Source organism: Janthinobacterium sp. ROICE36, from assembly GCF_002869965.1.
In the GTDB taxonomy this organism is placed as follows: Bacteria; Pseudomonadota; Gammaproteobacteria; order Burkholderiales; family Burkholderiaceae_D; genus Janthinobacterium.
In genome coordinates this window covers 1-16,442 of sequence record NZ_PEBS01000097.1, presented here as the reverse complement: position 1 = coordinate 16,442, position 16,442 = coordinate 1, and the positions used below count along the sequence as shown (strand labels likewise).

At 59.9% G+C, this 16,442-nt stretch carries 11 protein-coding genes, 1 rRNA gene and 1 pseudogene; 3 read left to right on the top strand and 10 right to left on the bottom strand.

Annotated elements, in window-relative coordinates; all coding sequences use genetic code 11:
• Positions 1–341: 341 nt before the first annotated feature.
• Positions 342–2,330, top strand: coding sequence for a sigma-54-dependent Fis family transcriptional regulator (locus tag CSZ94_RS24940; RefSeq protein WP_258001189.1), 1,989 nt, complete (start codon positions 342–344; stop codon positions 2,328–2,330).
• 1 nt (position 2,331) lies between these two features.
• On the opposite strand, the gene CSZ94_RS24935 is transcribed toward CSZ94_RS24940, so the two are convergent.
• The 7 genes from CSZ94_RS24935 to CSZ94_RS24905 form a co-directional block, all read right to left on the bottom strand.
• Complete coding sequence (locus tag CSZ94_RS24935) at positions 2,332–3,342, bottom strand: FAD:protein FMN transferase (RefSeq protein ID WP_102123985.1); 1,011 nt, start codon at positions 3,340–3,342, stop codon at positions 2,332–2,334.
• Positions 3,332–5,434, bottom strand: coding sequence for a 4Fe-4S binding protein (locus tag CSZ94_RS24930; RefSeq protein WP_258001188.1), 2,103 nt, complete (start codon positions 5,432–5,434; stop codon positions 3,332–3,334). Before CSZ94_RS24930 ends, CSZ94_RS24935 begins: the two co-directional genes overlap by 11 nt.
• A 57-nt stretch (positions 5,435–5,491) precedes the next feature.
• On the bottom strand, positions 5,492–6,652 hold the full coding sequence (locus CSZ94_RS24925) for a porin (protein ID WP_258001187.1): 1,161 nt from the start codon (positions 6,650–6,652) through the stop codon (positions 5,492–5,494).
• Positions 6,653–6,939: 287 nt separating this feature from the next.
• Positions 6,940–8,685: a methanol/ethanol family PQQ-dependent dehydrogenase gene (locus CSZ94_RS24920; RefSeq protein ID WP_102123987.1), complete on the bottom strand. Its 1,746-nt coding sequence runs from the start codon at positions 8,683–8,685 to the stop codon at positions 6,940–6,942.
• 49 nt (positions 8,686–8,734) lie between these two features.
• Entirely contained in the window at positions 8,735–9,124 is a 390-nt protein-coding gene (locus CSZ94_RS24915; RefSeq protein WP_102123983.1) for a DUF779 domain-containing protein, read from the bottom strand.
• Positions 9,125–9,177: 53 nt separating this feature from the next.
• The gene (gene adh / locus CSZ94_RS24910) at positions 9,178–10,698 is read right to left on the bottom strand and encodes an aldehyde dehydrogenase (RefSeq protein WP_102123982.1); all 1,521 of its coding nucleotides are present in this window, start codon (positions 10,696–10,698) and stop codon (positions 9,178–9,180) included.
• Positions 10,699–11,058: 360 nt separating this feature from the next.
• Positions 11,059–12,015 (bottom strand): beta-propeller fold lactonase family protein, encoded by a 957-nt coding sequence (locus CSZ94_RS24905; RefSeq protein ID WP_102123981.1) that lies wholly within the window; start codon positions 12,013–12,015, stop codon positions 11,059–11,061.
• Between the two features lie 204 nt (positions 12,016–12,219).
• Between CSZ94_RS24905 and CSZ94_RS24900 the strand changes: the two genes are divergently transcribed.
• Positions 12,220–14,358, top strand: coding sequence for a TonB-dependent receptor family protein (locus CSZ94_RS24900; RefSeq protein ID WP_102123980.1), 2,139 nt, complete (start codon positions 12,220–12,222; stop codon positions 14,356–14,358).
• Positions 14,359–14,478: 120 nt separating this feature from the next.
• On the opposite strand, the gene CSZ94_RS24895 is transcribed toward CSZ94_RS24900, so the two are convergent.
• Together CSZ94_RS24895 and pedF are read right to left on the bottom strand one after the other, a co-directional pair.
• Entirely contained in the window at positions 14,479–15,312 is an 834-nt protein-coding gene (locus tag CSZ94_RS24895; protein WP_258001186.1) for a substrate-binding periplasmic protein, read from the bottom strand.
• Positions 15,313–15,336: 24 nt separating this feature from the next.
• Complete coding sequence (gene pedF, locus CSZ94_RS24890; RefSeq protein WP_102123979.1) at positions 15,337–15,822, bottom strand: cytochrome c-550 PedF; 486 nt, start codon at positions 15,820–15,822, stop codon at positions 15,337–15,339.
• A gap of 141 nt (positions 15,823–15,963) precedes the next feature.
• Here pedF and CSZ94_RS24885 point away from each other — a divergent pair.
• Positions 15,964–16,201: pseudogene (locus tag CSZ94_RS24885) on the top strand (transposase domain-containing protein); the annotation flags it as partial.
• A 121-nt stretch (positions 16,202–16,322) separates the two neighbouring features.
• Here CSZ94_RS24885 and rrf read toward each other — a convergent pair.
• Positions 16,323–16,435: ribosomal RNA gene (gene rrf / locus CSZ94_RS24880) — 5S ribosomal RNA — on the bottom strand.
• Between the last annotated feature and the right edge of the window lie 7 nt (positions 16,436–16,442).

Genomic DNA, 16,442 nt, shown 5'->3' with positions numbered 1-16,442 from the left:
AGGAAGAGTATGAAGCTTTTTCAGCATTTCGTCAACCTTCTTTTTTACCCGCCTCATTCAGCATTTGCATGCATCGTTCAGCGAGGGGGCGAATTATAGCCCTGCCACGCACGCCCTGCAAGGGCTATTTTTGAGCCCCGTGAAACAGCCCTGGCACCGCACTTGCTTATACAGGCCTATGCATTGTCCACAGAGGGAAGCAACTCTGGGCTTGGCAGCAACACTGGGGATAGCCCGGTTCGCTTTGCTTTGCTCCCATCTGTGACAGGTGCTACATTATGGAACACTCTCGATATTCAAAAGAGCGCCGCAGTACAGGGCCCAACGGAGGCAACGAGATCATGTATCAACCGTCAGCTACTTATCGTAGCGCACCGTTTTCGTCCATAGCGGATGGGAACGCCACGCCGTCAGGACAGGACAACGTCCCCGTCATCATCGAAACGTCCCATCAGCGCTCAGTCGCCTTTGGCCTGTCGCCCACCGCCACGCCCGACTTTACGCCGGCCGGCAAATCTGATCTGTCATTGTTGATCGAGCAAAATCGCATGCTGCACACGCACGCGCTGCCCGCCATGGAAACCCTGTACCAGCAAATCGTCAATACGCACAATATGGTGATCTTGACGGATGCCAACGGTGTGATCGTGCATTCGTTGGGTGACGATGACTTCCTGGAGAAAGCCAACCGCGTGGCGCTGCAGCCGGGCGTGGCATGGTCGGAACAAAGCCGCGGCACGAATGCCATCGGCATGGCCATCACGGAAAAAGTACCGACTTTGGTCCATGCGGACCAGCATTACCTGGCCGCCAATCATTTCCTGACATGCTCTGCGGCACCGATCACAGACCACAGGGGTAAGGTCATCGGCGTGCTGGACGTGTCCAGCGATCAGCGCAGCTTTCACAAACATACGATGGCCCTAGTGCGCATGTCGGCGCTGATGATCGAGAATCAGCTGTTTTCCGCCACTTTCGAGGACGCCATCACCGTGCACTTCCACGCGCGTCCCGAGTTCATCGGCACCTTGATGGAAGGCATCGCCTCATTCACGCCGGGCGGACGGTTTTTGTCCGCCAATAAAAACGGTTTGTTCCAGTTGGGCCTGTCATTCGCCGCGCTGCAATCCCATACCTTCAGTTCACTGTTCGGCTTGCCCGTGTCTGCCCTGTACGAGCATTACCGAACGGCTTCACCCGGTTTGCTGAACCTGTGCATGCACAGCGGCGTGCGCGTGTATGGGCGCGCGCAGTTGCGCTTGTCCAATGGCGTGTTCCAACATGGCTTTACTGCCAGCACCGATCATAGCGATATCAACACCGTGCCGGCCCAGGTTCCCGCGCCAGCCAGCCATGCGGCCAATGCGGCACGCCGCCTGTCCGGTCTGCGCTACCTTCGCACGGGCGATCCACAACTGGAACTGGTGATCGAAAAGGTCAACAAGGTATTAGGGCGTGACATTCCGATTCTTGTCATGGGCGAAACGGGGACCGGCAAGGAATTGCTGGCACAAGCCATCCACAACGACTCGCCGCGCGCCATGGGGCCGTTTATCGCCGTCAATTGCGCCTCGATCCCGGAAACCCTGATCGAGTCTGAACTGTTCGGCTATGAAGACGGGGCGTTCACGGGCGCACGCAAGAAGGGGGCCATCGGCAAGATCCTGCAAGCCAATGGCGGCACCCTGTTCCTCGATGAAATCGGCGACATGCCCTTTGGCTTGCAGGCGCGCCTGTTGCGCGTGCTGCAGGAACGCATGGTCACACCGCTGGGCAGCAGCAAATCGATCACCGTCAATGTGGAACTCATTTGCGCCACGAATCACAATTTGCGCGAACGCATGGCCAAGGGTTTGTTTCGCGAAGACTTGTATTACCGGCTGAATGGCCTGGTGGTCAAACTGCCGCCGCTGCGCGAGCGCACCGACCTGGACACGGTCGTGAAAAAAATCCTCGCGACGGAAGCGCCCGACACGCGCTACACGGTGGCGCCAGATATCCTGCGCCTGTTTCACCAGCATAAGTGGCCGGGTAATTTCCGTCAGTTGACCAATTTGTTGCGTACGGCCATCGTCATGGCAGGCGACGAACATGAAATCTGTTTGCGCCACATGCCTGATGATTTCCTCGACGATATTGAGATGACGCAAGCCCATGCCGCGAGCGCCAGCACGGACCGCATGATCGCCGCCGGCGCCAATCTGGAAGAGATGGAACAAAGCGCGATCCTCAAATCGCTGGACGCGCATGGCGGCAACGTCTCGGCCACCGCACGGGCCCTGGGCGTATCGCGCAACACGATCTATCGCAAGGTGCCGCACCTGAAATAGCCTAAAGTAGACGGGCAAAGCCAGGCGACATCTTGCGCCGCCCCGACTTGTCGATGGTCATCAGGTCAACGCCCCGCATGTGCGCGGCCATCGCATGCGCACGCGCGGCCCCCGTCACCATGAAGGTCGTCGACAAGCCATCGGCCAGCAAGCCCGTGGGTGCCAGCACGGTCACGCTGGCCAGTTCGCCCGGCGAATCGCCCTTCGATGGGTCGAAGATGTGCTGATGCACGAAGTCGGGCGTGAACGTGCATGCGTAGTCGCCCGACGTGGCCACGCTGCGCCCCTCCACTTTCAGAGTGACCGCCAGGATTTCCCCGTCGCGCGGGTCCTGGATGCCCAAGATCCAGGGACGACGCACGGAACGCTGTCCGCACGCAATGAACTCGCCCGTGTCGAGCAGCGCATGCCGTATGCCGCGTGCCTGCACGGCCGCCAGCGCCATGTCTGCCGCGTAGCCTTGTGCGAGGCCATTCAAGGTCAGTGCCATGCCAGGCTGAAGAAAACGCACTTCGTGCCTGTCCCACGCCAGTTGCCGCCAGCCTACCCGCGCTTGCGCGGCACGACGCAATGTCTCCGTCGGCAAGCTTGCCTGGTCTGCCGCCGCGCGAAACAGCTGCCATAACGGTTGCACGGTGATGTCAAACGCGCCATCGCTCCATTGCGACAAGGCTTGCGCCTGCGACAGCACGGCCAGCAAATGGGCGTGCGGCCGGGCCAGGCGGCCATCACGATTCAGCTGGAAGATTTGGCTGGCCGGACTGTAAATACTCAACAGCCGGTCGATATTGCTGGCCGCATGCAAGGCGTCTTCAATCGCCAGTTCGGCCTGGTGCTGATCGTGGTGCAATACCGTGACGGCGATCGTCGTGCCAAATGCCAACGCGGCGCCTTGATAAGGCCGCACGCCGGACGCCACGGCCGTGCCGCGCGCCATGCTGCCAGGCAATGACAAGCCCGCCATGCCGGCCACGCTACCGATCGCTGCGGAAATAAAGGTTCTACGCTGCATTGTTGCTCTCCTCTGCCGTAGCCAGGACTATGGGTGTGCTGCGGGCACGCTTGATTTCCAGCATCAAGGGGGCACATTTTTTATCGCTGGCGTAAATCACCACGCAATCCATGCACTGGAAACACTCGCCGTAATCGACTTTCCCGCTGGGCGCGATGGCGTGATACTCGCAACGGTGGCGGCAGGTCTGGCAGGGCGTGCCGCACTCCTTGCGACGGGGAATCCAGTTGAACAGGCGAAAGCGTCCCAGCAGCGCCAGCGCCGCACCAAACGGGCACAGGTAGCGGCAAAAGAATTTGTAGGAAACACTGCTGAGCAGCAGCAAGCCCACGGCATACGCGACGAAGGGCCAGGCGCGCACGAAGTTCAGGGTGATGGCCGTCTTGAACGGCTCCAGTTCGACCAGCTTGTCCGTGATCTGGCTGGAAAACATGCTGCTGCCAAGGATGGCCGCCAGCACGCCGTATTTGATCCATTTCAAGCGCCCGGCGTGGCGCGCCTTGATCTTCCACTGCGGCAAACGCAGCCACTGACCCAGCTTGCCCGTCAATTCCTGCAGGGCGCCAAACGGACACAGCCAGCCGCAAAACGTGCCCCGTCCCCAGATAAACAGACTGAGCAGCACAAAAGCCCACAGGATCACCGTCATCGGGTCGAACAGGAAAAAACCCAGGCTGCGCCCCGCCAGCAGAGCCTGGATGACGCCCGTGATATTGACAATCGACAACTGCCCCTGCGCGTAGTAGCCGATGAAAGCGATAGTAAACAACAGGAATAGCTTGCGAAACCGGGTAAATTGCCGAGCATCGCGCACCAGGCGTTTCTGCCAGGCCAAAGCGCCGGCCAGCAGCGCCAGCCCGGCGATCAATAGCAGCAACTCAGCCTTGCGGTTCTTCCACGTGCCGCGCCACGTGGCATCGTCGCCTTGCGGCGCGCTATAAAAATCGGCAGGCAGGCGATAGTTGAAGTCCACGTTGCGGGCGATGCGTTCCGGATACACAATGCCCTTGTTACGCGTGATGGGGAGAGAAAATGCCAGCGGGCTGGCCGCATCGAGCCCCGCCTGGCTGATGATGCGGAAGACGGCGATATTTTCCGTCGGCAACGCTGCGCCCTCCGACAAGCGCAGTTCCAGGTCCAGGTCGCGCATGTCGATGGGCAAGCCATCCTGCTTCAGCAACAGCTTGTCCGGCACGGTGCCGCGCACGAAATCGTCACCCAGCACACTGTAGCGCCCGCGCGACATGACGAGGATGGCGTGGTCGCCCTCGTCAAGCCGGTTGCGCAATGTGTTCCAGCTGCGTTCCGTCAACAGATTGCGTCCCACCGTGGGTACGGACACATACGCCAGGTACAGGTCAATGAACACGCCGTCCGGTTCCCGTGTGGCCTGCGCATCGAGTCCCGCGCCGGCACTGCCGGCAAACAGGGTTTCCACGTCCTTGTTGCTCAGACGTACATGCTGGATCAAGCCTTGTTTGAGCATCTGCGCCGCGCTGAGTTTTTCGAACACCTCCATGCGGATGTGGGCGATCTGGTCGGGGTCGCGGCCTTGCGCGAAGCCAAGTTTTTTGCGCGACACTTTCAAGGCTGATGCCAGCACGCTCTGGTTAATGATACGCACGGAGGCGGTAGCCTTCGACACGCCGTCGATATCGGCGTGGGTGGCGTCTGGCGCGCGTTTCTTCCTGGCATCGATAGCGATATTCTGTTTCAGCGACAAGCCCTGATACTGTTTAACGAACTGAAACAGGGGCGCTTCGCCCAGGCCATCGAGAAACACGGGTTCGTGCTGCGACAGAACGGACACGTCCAGAAAATCGCCCTGCGGATTGATGGCGATCAATAAGTTGACGGGCACGCCGGAAAAACCGGGAATGGGCGCCAGGTCCACCGATTCAAAAACGTAGCCGACCAGTTCGGTGACCGTGGCGTTTTGCCGGAACAAGGGCCAGACGGGCAAATCGGCCTCCTTGTCGCCCACGACGATGGGCGCAGGAAAACGCCGCACCAGCTCGGCCTTGGTCAGCACGCCCGCCCACGCCTGTCCCAGAATGAACAGGAATAGCCAGCATCCGATGAACAATCGCATTATCCGCATGCACCACGCTCCGTGCGACGCCCTGTCACAAGGCGCCGCGTTGATGAGTTAGAAGAAAATAATGCCGCCCAGCGACACGCCATTCATCTTCGCTTCGTCACCGGCAAAGCCTTCCGAGCGCGTCTGGCCCAGCTCGCCCACCAGGGTGATCGCGCTGTTGAGCGAGTAATACGCACCGAGGGTCAGGTTGGCGTTTGACTTCAAGCCGCCCGTGCCGGCCGTGTTGTCGTCGTTCTTGCTGATGCCGTAGGACAAGCCCAGCTTCAGCTTGTCCATCGTTTTATACGTGCCTTGCAGCAGCCAGTTCTTCGACTTGGTATCGCCCTGGTCCGCATCGGACAAGATGCCCAGCCCTTTGCCGCCCTGGAAGTTCAGCAATACGCCAGCCGGACCCATCTGGTATGCCCCCCCTACTTCCACGCCGCGCATGGTCAAGTCATCCACACCTGGCGTTTTCGAAGTGAATTTTTGCGACTTCACGCCCAGCCAGGCTTTCAAGCCTTCCTGCGCATACGTCAGTTGCGCCTGCACTTGCGGACTCGACTTTGAAGAATAGGTCGAACCTGCCACGATGGGCGTATCGGAGACGGGGCTGACCAGCGCCACATCGGCACCAAAGCCGCTGGACTTCGGCGAGCTGTACATGATCTGGCCATAGTTGCCCAGATAGGTGTAGCCGGCGCCGATATGACCCAGGGTCACCCTGCCCCGCTGTGTCGCCTGCACCGGTGCGCCCGAGCCCAATAAGGTCATGTCGGACAGGATCGCATTCGCGCCGAAGATACCGTAGTCGCGGCCCAGCTTGAAGGTACCCATTTCCGCGTTGCCGAACGTGAAGAAGGCCTGGCGCACATCGACCACGCTGTTCTGGCTGATGGCGCTGTCGGTGGCCGTCGAGTTGTAGATGCCGATCAAGGCTTTCACGTCGTATTCGCCCAGCCGCGAACTTGCCGATGTGATCAAGCCATTCGGCAGCAAGCCGTTGCCGATGGTGGTGCGGTCCTTCTCGCCGCCGCAACCGAGCGCCTGGCCGCCCAGCGCCAGCCCGCCCACCGCATCGCCCGAACACGATACTTGCGTGTAGTAGGCGTTGACGATGCCGCCCACCGATACCGTCCAGTCGCCCGCCTTGATATCGACGGCTTGTGCCTGCCCCATCGCTGCGATTGTCATGATACCCAGGCTCCACAGCTTGCTCAATGTGTTCATTGCGTCTCCTCTTTCTTCTCTGTTTTTAGTGTGCACACCAGTGATTGATGTACCTCAAGCTTTGGCAATAAGCGTGCCCAGCACGGCTCAGAGGGAGACAGAGAAAAAGCGTATTTATCCTGTGCAGCAGCGGATCAATTGCCACGCACGGTGTTCATTTTTTGACCGCAAGTAAGCGTAGCGGAGATACAGGTAAACAAAAAACTGACGGCCCGGGCCGTCAGAAAAAAGAAAGCGCCCGGCGGACAGGGAGACACCCATCCGAGTGGCCCGGGCGTTTCACCCCCTTACTTCGATGCCAGCTTGAAGACCCACACGGAACCGCCCTGTTCCAGAAAGTTGACCTTCTTGGCCACTTCGCCACCCCACAGCGGCACCGCGCCACCCCAGCCGGATACGACGGCCACATATTGCTTATCGCCATCCTGCCAGGTGACGGGTGGCGCCACGACGCCGGAGCCCGTCTGGAATTTCCACAGCTCCTTGCCCGTCTTCGCATCGACGGCTTTCAGGAAGCCTTCCGGCGTACCGTAGAACACCAGATTGCCGGCCGTACTCATCACGCCACCCCACAGCGGCGCGTTGTTCTTGATTTCCCAGACGATCTTGCCCGTCTTCGGATCGATGGCGCGCATGGCGCCAATGTAATCGTCAAACAAAGGCTTGATGGTGAAACCGGCACCGAGGAAAGCGCCACCCTTCTTGTAGCTGATCGGTTCGTTCCAGATGTCCATGCCCCATTCGTTGGCGGGTACATAGAACAGCTTGGTTTGTGGCGAGTACGCCATCGGCATCTGGTTTTTGGCACCGAGGAAAGCGGGCGCGGCAAACACGGTCGTGCCTTTCTTGCCCTCTTCTCCCTTGGTCGGGTCGCCAGGGCGGCCGGCTGCGATATAGTTCGGCCGTCCCGTCTTCAGGTCGATACTGCTGGCCCAGGTGATTTTTTTCACAAACGGAAAGGCGTTCTGCAGCTTGCCGTTGTTTGCATCGATGACATAGAAGAAACCGTTGCGGTCGGCCTTGCCGCCGTAGCGCTTGCCATCCATGTCGAAGGTGACGAACTCGTTGGCGCCGTCGAAATCCCAGGAATCGTTGGGCGTATTCTGATATGCCCACTTGATCTGCCCCGTTTTCACGTCGAGCGCCACGGTGGACGACGAATACAGGTTGTCGCCGGGACGCAAATGGCTGTTCCACGGTGCCAGGTTGCCCGTGCCAAAGTAGGCCAGCTTGGTTTGCGGATCGTAGGTGCCGCCCATCCAGGTCGAGGCGCCGCCCGTTTTCCACAGGTCGCCCGGCCAGGTCTTGTTTACCGTTCCCGAGATGCCGTTGTCGATGGCCTTGCCATCCTTGTCGTAGCGGTGGCCCATATGGCCTTCCACGGTGGGACGGCTCCACACCAGCTCGCCCGTCATTGGGTTGCGCGCCTCGACCCGGCCCACGATGCCGAATTCGCCACCGGATACGCCCGTTAGCAGCAAGCCTTCGGCAATCAGCGGCGCGGCCGTCATCGAGTAACCGGCCGCATAATCGTCGACCTTTTCCTTCCAGACGAGCTTGCCCGTGTTCTGGTCCAGCGCCACCAGGTAGGCGTCGAGCGTGCCGAAAATCACCAGGTTGCCGTACAGGGCGGCACCGCGGTTGACCACGTCGCAGCACGGCATGATGCCGTCCGGCAAGCGATGCTCATACTTCCACAGCTTGGCGCCCGTTTTCAAATCAACGGCAAAGATGCGCGAATATGATGCCGTGACGAACATCTTGCCGTTATGAATCAGCGGCTGCGATTCCTGGCCGCGCTGCTTTTCGCCGCCAAACGAGAACGACCAGGCCGGCACCAGCTTGGCCACGGTCTTGTCATTGATCTGCGTCAACGGCGAATAGCGCTGGCCCTGCGTACCCATGCCAAACGACAGGACGCTGGCCGGATTCTTTGCCGTGTTGTCGAGCATGGCGCTGGTAACATTGCCCGCGTCCGCTGCGTGAACGAACGAAGCCAGCGATACCAGGCTCAAACCGACGACTACCCCCATGATTTTTTTCTGCACAATCATCTCCCTCTGTTTTCTTAGTATGTGTGTATCAGGTCTTGCGGTGCTCATGCGGCTGGGCATGCAACAACGCGCACTCTTCATCGGTGAACAGGCGCGAACGCGTCAAAAAGCGCTTGCCCGTGCCGTTGTCGAGTGAAAACATGCCGCCATTGCCGTCGACTACATCGATAATCAACTGGGTATGTTCCCAGTACTCGAATTGCTCGATTCCCATGTAAAACGGTGTGCCATTCAAATTGCCGAGATAGATATCGGTATCGCTGACATCGAACTCGCCCAGCGCGTAACACATGGGCGCACTGCCATCGCAGCAGCCGCCCGACTGGAAAAACATCAGCGGGCCGTGACGCTGACGCAACTTGTCCATCATTTCCAGCGCCGCTACGGTGGCGACCACCCGGGCAATTGCTGCACTCATGGCATCCTTTCTGCGCACCGCACCTGCGCAACAGGTGCGGCGCCTGTGCCGGTTTAGAAGAAGCCCAGCGCTTTCGGGCTATAGCTCACCAGCAAGTTCTTCGTTTGCTGGTAGTGATCGAGCATCATCTTGTGGTTTTCGCGGCCGATACCCGATTGCTTGTAGCCGCCGAATGCGGCGTGGGCTGGATACAGGTGGTAGCAATTGGTCCACACGCGGCCCGCCTGGATGGCGCGACCCATGCGGAAGGCGCGCGAACCGTCACGCGTCCACAAGCCGGCGCCCAGGCCATACAAGGTATCGTTGGCAATCGCCAGCGCTTCGGCCTCATCCTTGAAGGTGGTCACGGACACGACGGGCCCGAAAATCTCTTCCTGGAAGATGCGCATCTTGTTGTTGCCCTTGAATACGGTCGGACGCACGTAGTAACCGCCCTCCAGGTCGCCCGCCTGCGTATGGCGCTCGCCGCCAGCCAGCACTTCGGCGCCTTCCTGCCGGCCGATGTCGAGGTAAGACAGGATTTTTTCCAGCTGTTCCTGCGAAGCCTGGGCGCCGATCATGGTGCTCGCATCGAGCGGGTTGCCCTGCTTGATGGCGGCCACGCGCGTCAAGGCCCGTTCGATGAATTTTTCGTAGATCGATTCCTGGATCAGCACCCGCGATGGGCAGGTGCACACCTCGCCTTGATTCAGCGCAAACATGGTGAAGCCTTCCAGGCACTTATCGAAATAATCATCATCGGCATACATCACGTCTTCAAAGAAGATGTTCGGCGACTTGCCGCCCAGCTCCAGGGTGACGGGGATCAGGTTTTGCGCCGCGTAACCCATGATCAAACGGCCCGTACCCGTTTCACCCGTAAAGGCGATCTTGGCGATGCGCTTGCTCGACGCCAGCGGCTTGCCCGCTTCCAGGCCGAAACCGTTGATGATGTTCAACACGCCCGGTGGCAGCAAGTCGCCGATCAGCTCGATCAACACCATGATGGAGGCGGGCGTTTGCTCGGCAGGTTTCAAGACGACGCAATTGCCGGCGGCCAGGGCCGGTGCCAGTTTCCACACGGCCATCAGAATCGGAAAATTCCACGGGATGATCTGGCCCACGACGCCCAGCGGCTCATGGTAGTGATAGGCATAGGTTTCCGCATCGATTTGCGCGACGGAACCTTCCTGCGCGCGGATGCAGCCGGCGAAGTAACGGAAATGGTCGATGGCCAGCGGAATGTCGGCATTCATCGTTTCACGGATCGGCTTGCCGTTATCGATGGTTTCCGCCGTGGCGATCAGGCTCAGGTTTTGTTCGATGCGGTCGGCGATGCGGTTCAGGATATTGGCGCGCTCGGCAGGTGAAGTCTTGCCCCAGGCATCCTTGGCGGCATGCGCGGCGTCCAGCGCCAGTTCGACGTCTTCCGCCGTGGAACGGGCGATTTCGCAAAACGGCAAGCCGGTGATCGGTGTGATGTTGGGAAAGTATTCACCTTTTACTGGTGCAAGGAATTTGCCACCGATGTAATTGTCATAGCGTTGTTTGAAGGGATTGGCTACGCCCAGTTTGCTGATGTCTGCGAGATTCATGTCGTCCTCTATCGGGTTATGAGAATGGAATTGCTGTAAATGAAATTGCTATGATTAAGATCAAACGTCCTGGTACAGATGGGGTGAGTACATGGGGTCTTCCGCAAATGCCGTGCCAGCTCGCCGCCCCACTACCAACTTAGCGGGTTTTACCCTTGTTACAAGGGCATAGCGGCCATATCGATGCGCTTGATCGCCGCCGCACGCCGGTCGTGCAGCCCAGGAGACTGTGCGTGCGTTTTGAACAAAGTCGGCGCATCCTGTTCCCATTCGGGCCAGCGCCCGCCTTTCCCCGCGCCGCGCGTTCGTCGCTGCACAATGGAACAGGTGTTCCAGACTGGAACACCTGTTCCAGCTTGCCTAGCGAATCACCACGCCCCATGGCAATTCGCCCACCGCAATATCGGCCACCTTGCGCGCGCTGGCCGTATCGATGACGGAAACGCTGTTCGAGCGGCCATTGGCCACGTACAGCTTGCTGCCATCGGGCGTGATGGCCATGTTCCACGGGCGCTTGCCGACGGCAATGGTGGCCGTGACCTGGTTGCTGATCGTGTCGATCAGCATCACCGTGCCGTCCGTGCCATTCGAGACATACACCTGCTTGCCGCTGGGATGGACGGCGATGCCGTTGGCATTCTTGCCCGCTGGAATAGTGGCAATCGTTTCGCGCGCGGCCATGTCGATCACATATACGGCATTGACCAGTTCGCACGCCACGTAGGCGCGGCTGGAGTCCGGACTGAAACCGATGCCGCGCGGCCGCAGGCCCACGGCAATGGAAGCCACGTGGCGGCGTTGCGCCACGTCAATGACATCGACTTGCTCGGCCTCTTCCGCACTGACCAGCAGCCAGTGCCCATCGGGGCTGAACACGGCATGTTCCGGGTTGCGTCCTTGCATCTTGATGTCGGCGAGCAATGTCCCCGTCTGGCCATCGAGCAAGGCCACACTATTGTTTTCTTCGACGGCCACGGCCACGTAACGACCGTCATGGGAAGCGCTGACGCCTTCGGGCGACTTGCCCAACGCCACCATGCGCACGGGCGTGCCTGCAGCGTTATCGATCAGCAGCAAGGCGCTGCTGGCCGCATCCGTGACAAACAATTGGCGTCCGGCGGGGTCGGCGGCGATGCCGCGCGGACGCTTGCCGGCGGCGATCTGACGCACCACCTGGTCGGTCGCCGTGTCGATCACGCTCAGGGTGCCTGATTTTTCATTGGGCACATAGGCAAACGGAGCGGCCTGGATGGCGCTGCTGGCAAGCGCAGGCAGCAGCCAGCAAACCAGGCGCAAGCGCGAGAAGAAGTTGGGCATAATCACCTTTTCAATGGCAAAACGAGGGGAAAGCGCGCGGTATCGGCGCCTCTGCACTTTGCTGCATGCAAACGCCGTGCCACTGACACGCGTATAATTTCAGCCCACCAATGGAGACATGGCAGGCATATTGCTTGATAAGACTATGCAGACCTGCGCCGCTCACGCGCTCAAGCAGGCTTTTATTCACATTGGAGAATCCGCATGCAGCATCGTTTCCGCCTGAACACCATTGCCAGCCTGTTTGTCGCTGGCAGCGCCACCCTGGCTCCGCACGTTTTCGCCGCCGAGACCGCTGACCTGGCCGCCGGGCAATTCATGGACACGGTGGTCGTCAGCGGCAGCCGCATCGCCCACCCCAGCCAGGAAGTGCCGGCGTCCATCGACGTGGTCGACAGCACCCGCATCCAGGATGGCCAAATCCGCGTCAACGCGTCGGAAGCGCTGGCCACCGTGCCCGGCCTGGTCGTACAAAACCGCCAGAACTACGCGCAAGACTTGCAAATCTCGTCACGCGGCTTCGGCGCCCGCTCGGCCTTCGGCGTGCGCGGCGTCAAGCTGATCAGCGATGGCATTCCCGCCAGCATGCCCGATGGCCAGGGCCAGGCCGCCACCTTCAATCTCGATACCGCCGAGCGCATCGAAGTGCTGCGCGGGCCATTTTCTGCCATCTACGGCAACCATTCGGGCGGCGTGATCCAGCTGTTTTCCAGGGATGGGGAAAATCCCCCGTCCGTCGAATTGAACGTGACGGGCGGCAGCTACGGCACCAGCAAGGTGGACCTGACGGCACAAGGCCAGGCAGGCGGCATCGGCTACGTGCTCGACGGTTCGCGCTTTCGCACGAATGGCTTCCGCGACCACAGCGCCGCCACGCGCGAACAGGCGTTCGGCAAGATCACCGTCAAACCCAATGCGGACAGCAAGCTGACCATCGTCGCCAACAGCTTGCACCAGGGCAATACGCAAGATCCGCTGGGCGCCACCTGGCCCACGTTTGCCCGCGATCCGCGCGCCGGCGAAATCGACGCGAGCGATATGCAAAATCCGAAGCGCACCCTGGCCGAACGCTACAACACGCGCAAGAGCATCGATCACCAGCAAATCGGCGCCACGTATGAACAATCGTTCGGCGATGACCGCCTGCACGTGACAGCCTACGGCGGCAACCGCGACGTGATCCAGTACCAGGCCTTCACGAAGGGTTTCCAGGCACCAGCCAGCCATTCGGGCGGCGTGGTCGACTTCCAGCGCCAGTTCTACGGCATCGACAGTAACTGGCTGCACGTGAGCCAGTTGGCCAGCGGCAGGCTGAGCACCACCATCGGCATCGATTACGGCCGCTCCAGCGATGACCGCACCGGTTATGAAAATTACATCGGTAACACGTTTGGCGTGAAGGGCAAGCTGCGCCGCGACGAGCAGGATGTCGTCTCCAGCCTCGATCCTTATCTTCAGATGGAATGGCAAAGCGGCCCATGGCTGCTCAGTGCAGGTGTGCGCTACAGCAAGATGAAAGTGGCGGTCGACGACCACTACCTCAGCAATGGCAACGACAGCGGCAGCCTGGAGTTCAGCCACACGACGCCCGTGCTGGGTCTGCTGTATAAACTGATGCCGAACGTCAATGTGTACGCCAGCGCCGCGCGCGGCTTCGAAGCGCCCACCCTGAACGAACTGTTTTATTCGGGCACGGGTGGCGGCTTCAATTACCAGCTGAAACCGGCCACCAGCAGCAACCTGGAAGCGGGCGTCAAGGCCAGGATCAGCAACAACACGCATGTGAACGCGGCCTTGTTCCAGATCAAGACGAATGACGAACTGGTGGTCGACAGTTCCAGCGGCGGACGCACCAGCTACCGCAATGGGGGCAAGACCCTGCGCCAGGGGGTGGAAGTATCGCTCGACTCCAGCCTGCCATTTGGCTTCATGTCAAAAATAGCACTGACCAGCCTGCACGCGGTGTATGACCAGGCATTTGGCAGCGTGCGCGAAGGCAGCCGTTTGCCGGGCGTGCCCAGCGCCAACCTGTTCGCGGAACTGGCCTGGAAGGACACGCTCGACCGTTTCGGCGCGGCGCTGGAAAGCGTGGCCAGCAGCCAGGTGTACACGGAAGACAGCAACAGCGAAAAACCGGCGCCAGGCTACACGGTGTTCAATGCCAGGGTTAACGCCAAGCAAAGCGCGGGCAACTGGCGCTTCAAGGAATTTGCCCGCCTGAACAATCTTTTCGACAAGACCTACGTGGGTTCCGTCATCGTCGGCGACAGCAACAAGCGCTACTATGAAGCGGCGCCGGGACGCAATTGGTTGCTAGGCGTTAGCGCCCAGTACTCCTTTTAAGAACACCTGAGAAAAAATCCATGGCCGCGTTGCATTGCCCTGAACATTTTTCAGGCGTTCCCATGACAAAAAACCCGCGCCTCTTCCGATGCGCGGGCTTTTAAACTAGAGCAAGCTACTTTACGGCCGTGCTTCCTGCACGCCATATTTCTCAAAAATGGCTTTCAATTCGCCGCTGGCGGCCATCTCGTTCATGGCTGCCTGCAGCAACTTGGCCACGTCAAGTTGCTGGCGGCTGACGGCCAGGCCCACGGCCCAGCCGGCAGGTGGCAAACGGGGGAACGCCACTGCGCTCAAGGGGAAAGCAGGATCGCTTTTCAGCACCGACTCGATTTCCGAGCGGTTGGCCAGCACGGCGTCGAGCTTGCCCGCCTGCAATTGCTGCAAGGCTTCGGCCGCCGTGTCGAAGATACGCACGTCGTCGCGGTACTTGCCATTGTCTTCACCCAGCATCAGCATGGCTGCGATCGACACCTTTTCCACGCCGATACGCTTGCCGGCCAGCGAAGCAACTCCATCGAATTGCGGCACAGCTTGCGCGCTGCGCGCCAGGCGCACGGTTTCCACGTAATACGGGGCAAATATTTCCACCTTGTCGTTATCCGCCATCAACTTCTTGTCGATCGGCACATGCAGCATCACGTCGGCAGGACCATAGCCGAGGTAATGGCCCTTCCACACCATATTACGCAAATCGTCGTTCAGGTTTTCGCCGGAGGGAAAGGGTAGCAAGCTCAGTTTTAAACCCAGCTTTTTGGCCAGCGCTTCGGCAATATCGATATCGATACCCGTGCCCTTGTCGGAAAATGGCGCAAAGTCGTTGTAGACAGCCACTTTCAGGCTGCCCGACTGCTGCACTTTTTGCCAGTCGGCGCGCGCTGGCGCGGCTGCGCACAGCGCCATGCAGGCGAGCGAGATCATCGCGCGCGTGCCCGGGAGTTGGAATGAACGCATGGGACTCCTTGGTGATCAATCGACTCAGTTAGGCTCGCGGCGGGTTTCCAGATAGGTCTTGATGGCCCACATGGCTTCCTGGTTGAAGACGCCTTCGAACGGCGGCATGTACACGGCGCCATTGCGTACTTTACCGTGACGGATGGCCGCCAGGAAATAATTGTCCGTTTCCTTGTAGCAAGCCTGTTTCTTTGTCTCATTCTTGATACCGAAGCAATCGCGGTCGAGCTGGCGCAAGTCAGGCGCGATGCCGCCCGAGATGGCCTCGATGCCGTGGCAGCGTGCACAATTCTGGTTGTAGGCGGAAGTGCCCACCGTCAAGGCCAACTTGTTGCCCCGATACGGGTTTTGCTCGAGCCATTTGTCGCCCACCTTGGGCAAGCCCGTGGTATCGACGCTTTGCGGCGTGACATTGCCGTGCGCATAGGCATGCGGCAATGTCAGCAGGGAAGTGAGGGCAACGGCGCCCGCGGCCGCCACGCCGAGCAGGGTGCGAATCGAATAGGTCATGCTGGTCTCCTTGGTTTTTAGTGAATATCCTAGAAGAGCAAATGCCATGCCATGCGTACATGCCCCACATCCGACCGCCCGTGTATCAATTTGGAACAGCTGCAACACCTATCTGTGTCACCGCGCACGTCAGGCGGCGGCAACCCGGTCGAGAACGCCATCCGCCCGATTGCCATCGGCAAGAAGAACTGGCTGTTCACGGGCTCGGAACGGGCCGGCCGCCGCGCTGCCGCTATCCAGAGCCTGTTCGCCACCGCCAAACTCAACGGCCTTGACCCGGCGCGCTGGCTGGCTGGCCAGCGTATTGGAACGTCTCCCGACGTGCCCCAACAGCCAGATCGACTCGCTGTTGCCATTCCCGGACTCTACCCAACGCTGAACACGCTGTACCGGTGGGGCGGCTGGCCGCTTACGCCGCTTACAGCCGTCCCAAACAAAGCGTCAGACGAAAAAAAACCCCACCGGAGTCCGGTGGGGTTTTCTTCTACTACGAATAACAAGCCTGACGATAACCTACTTTCACACTGGTTGCAGCACTATCATCGGCGCAAAGTTGTTTCACGGTCCTGTTCGGGATGGGAAGGGGTGGGACCAACTTGCTATGGTCATCAGGCATAACT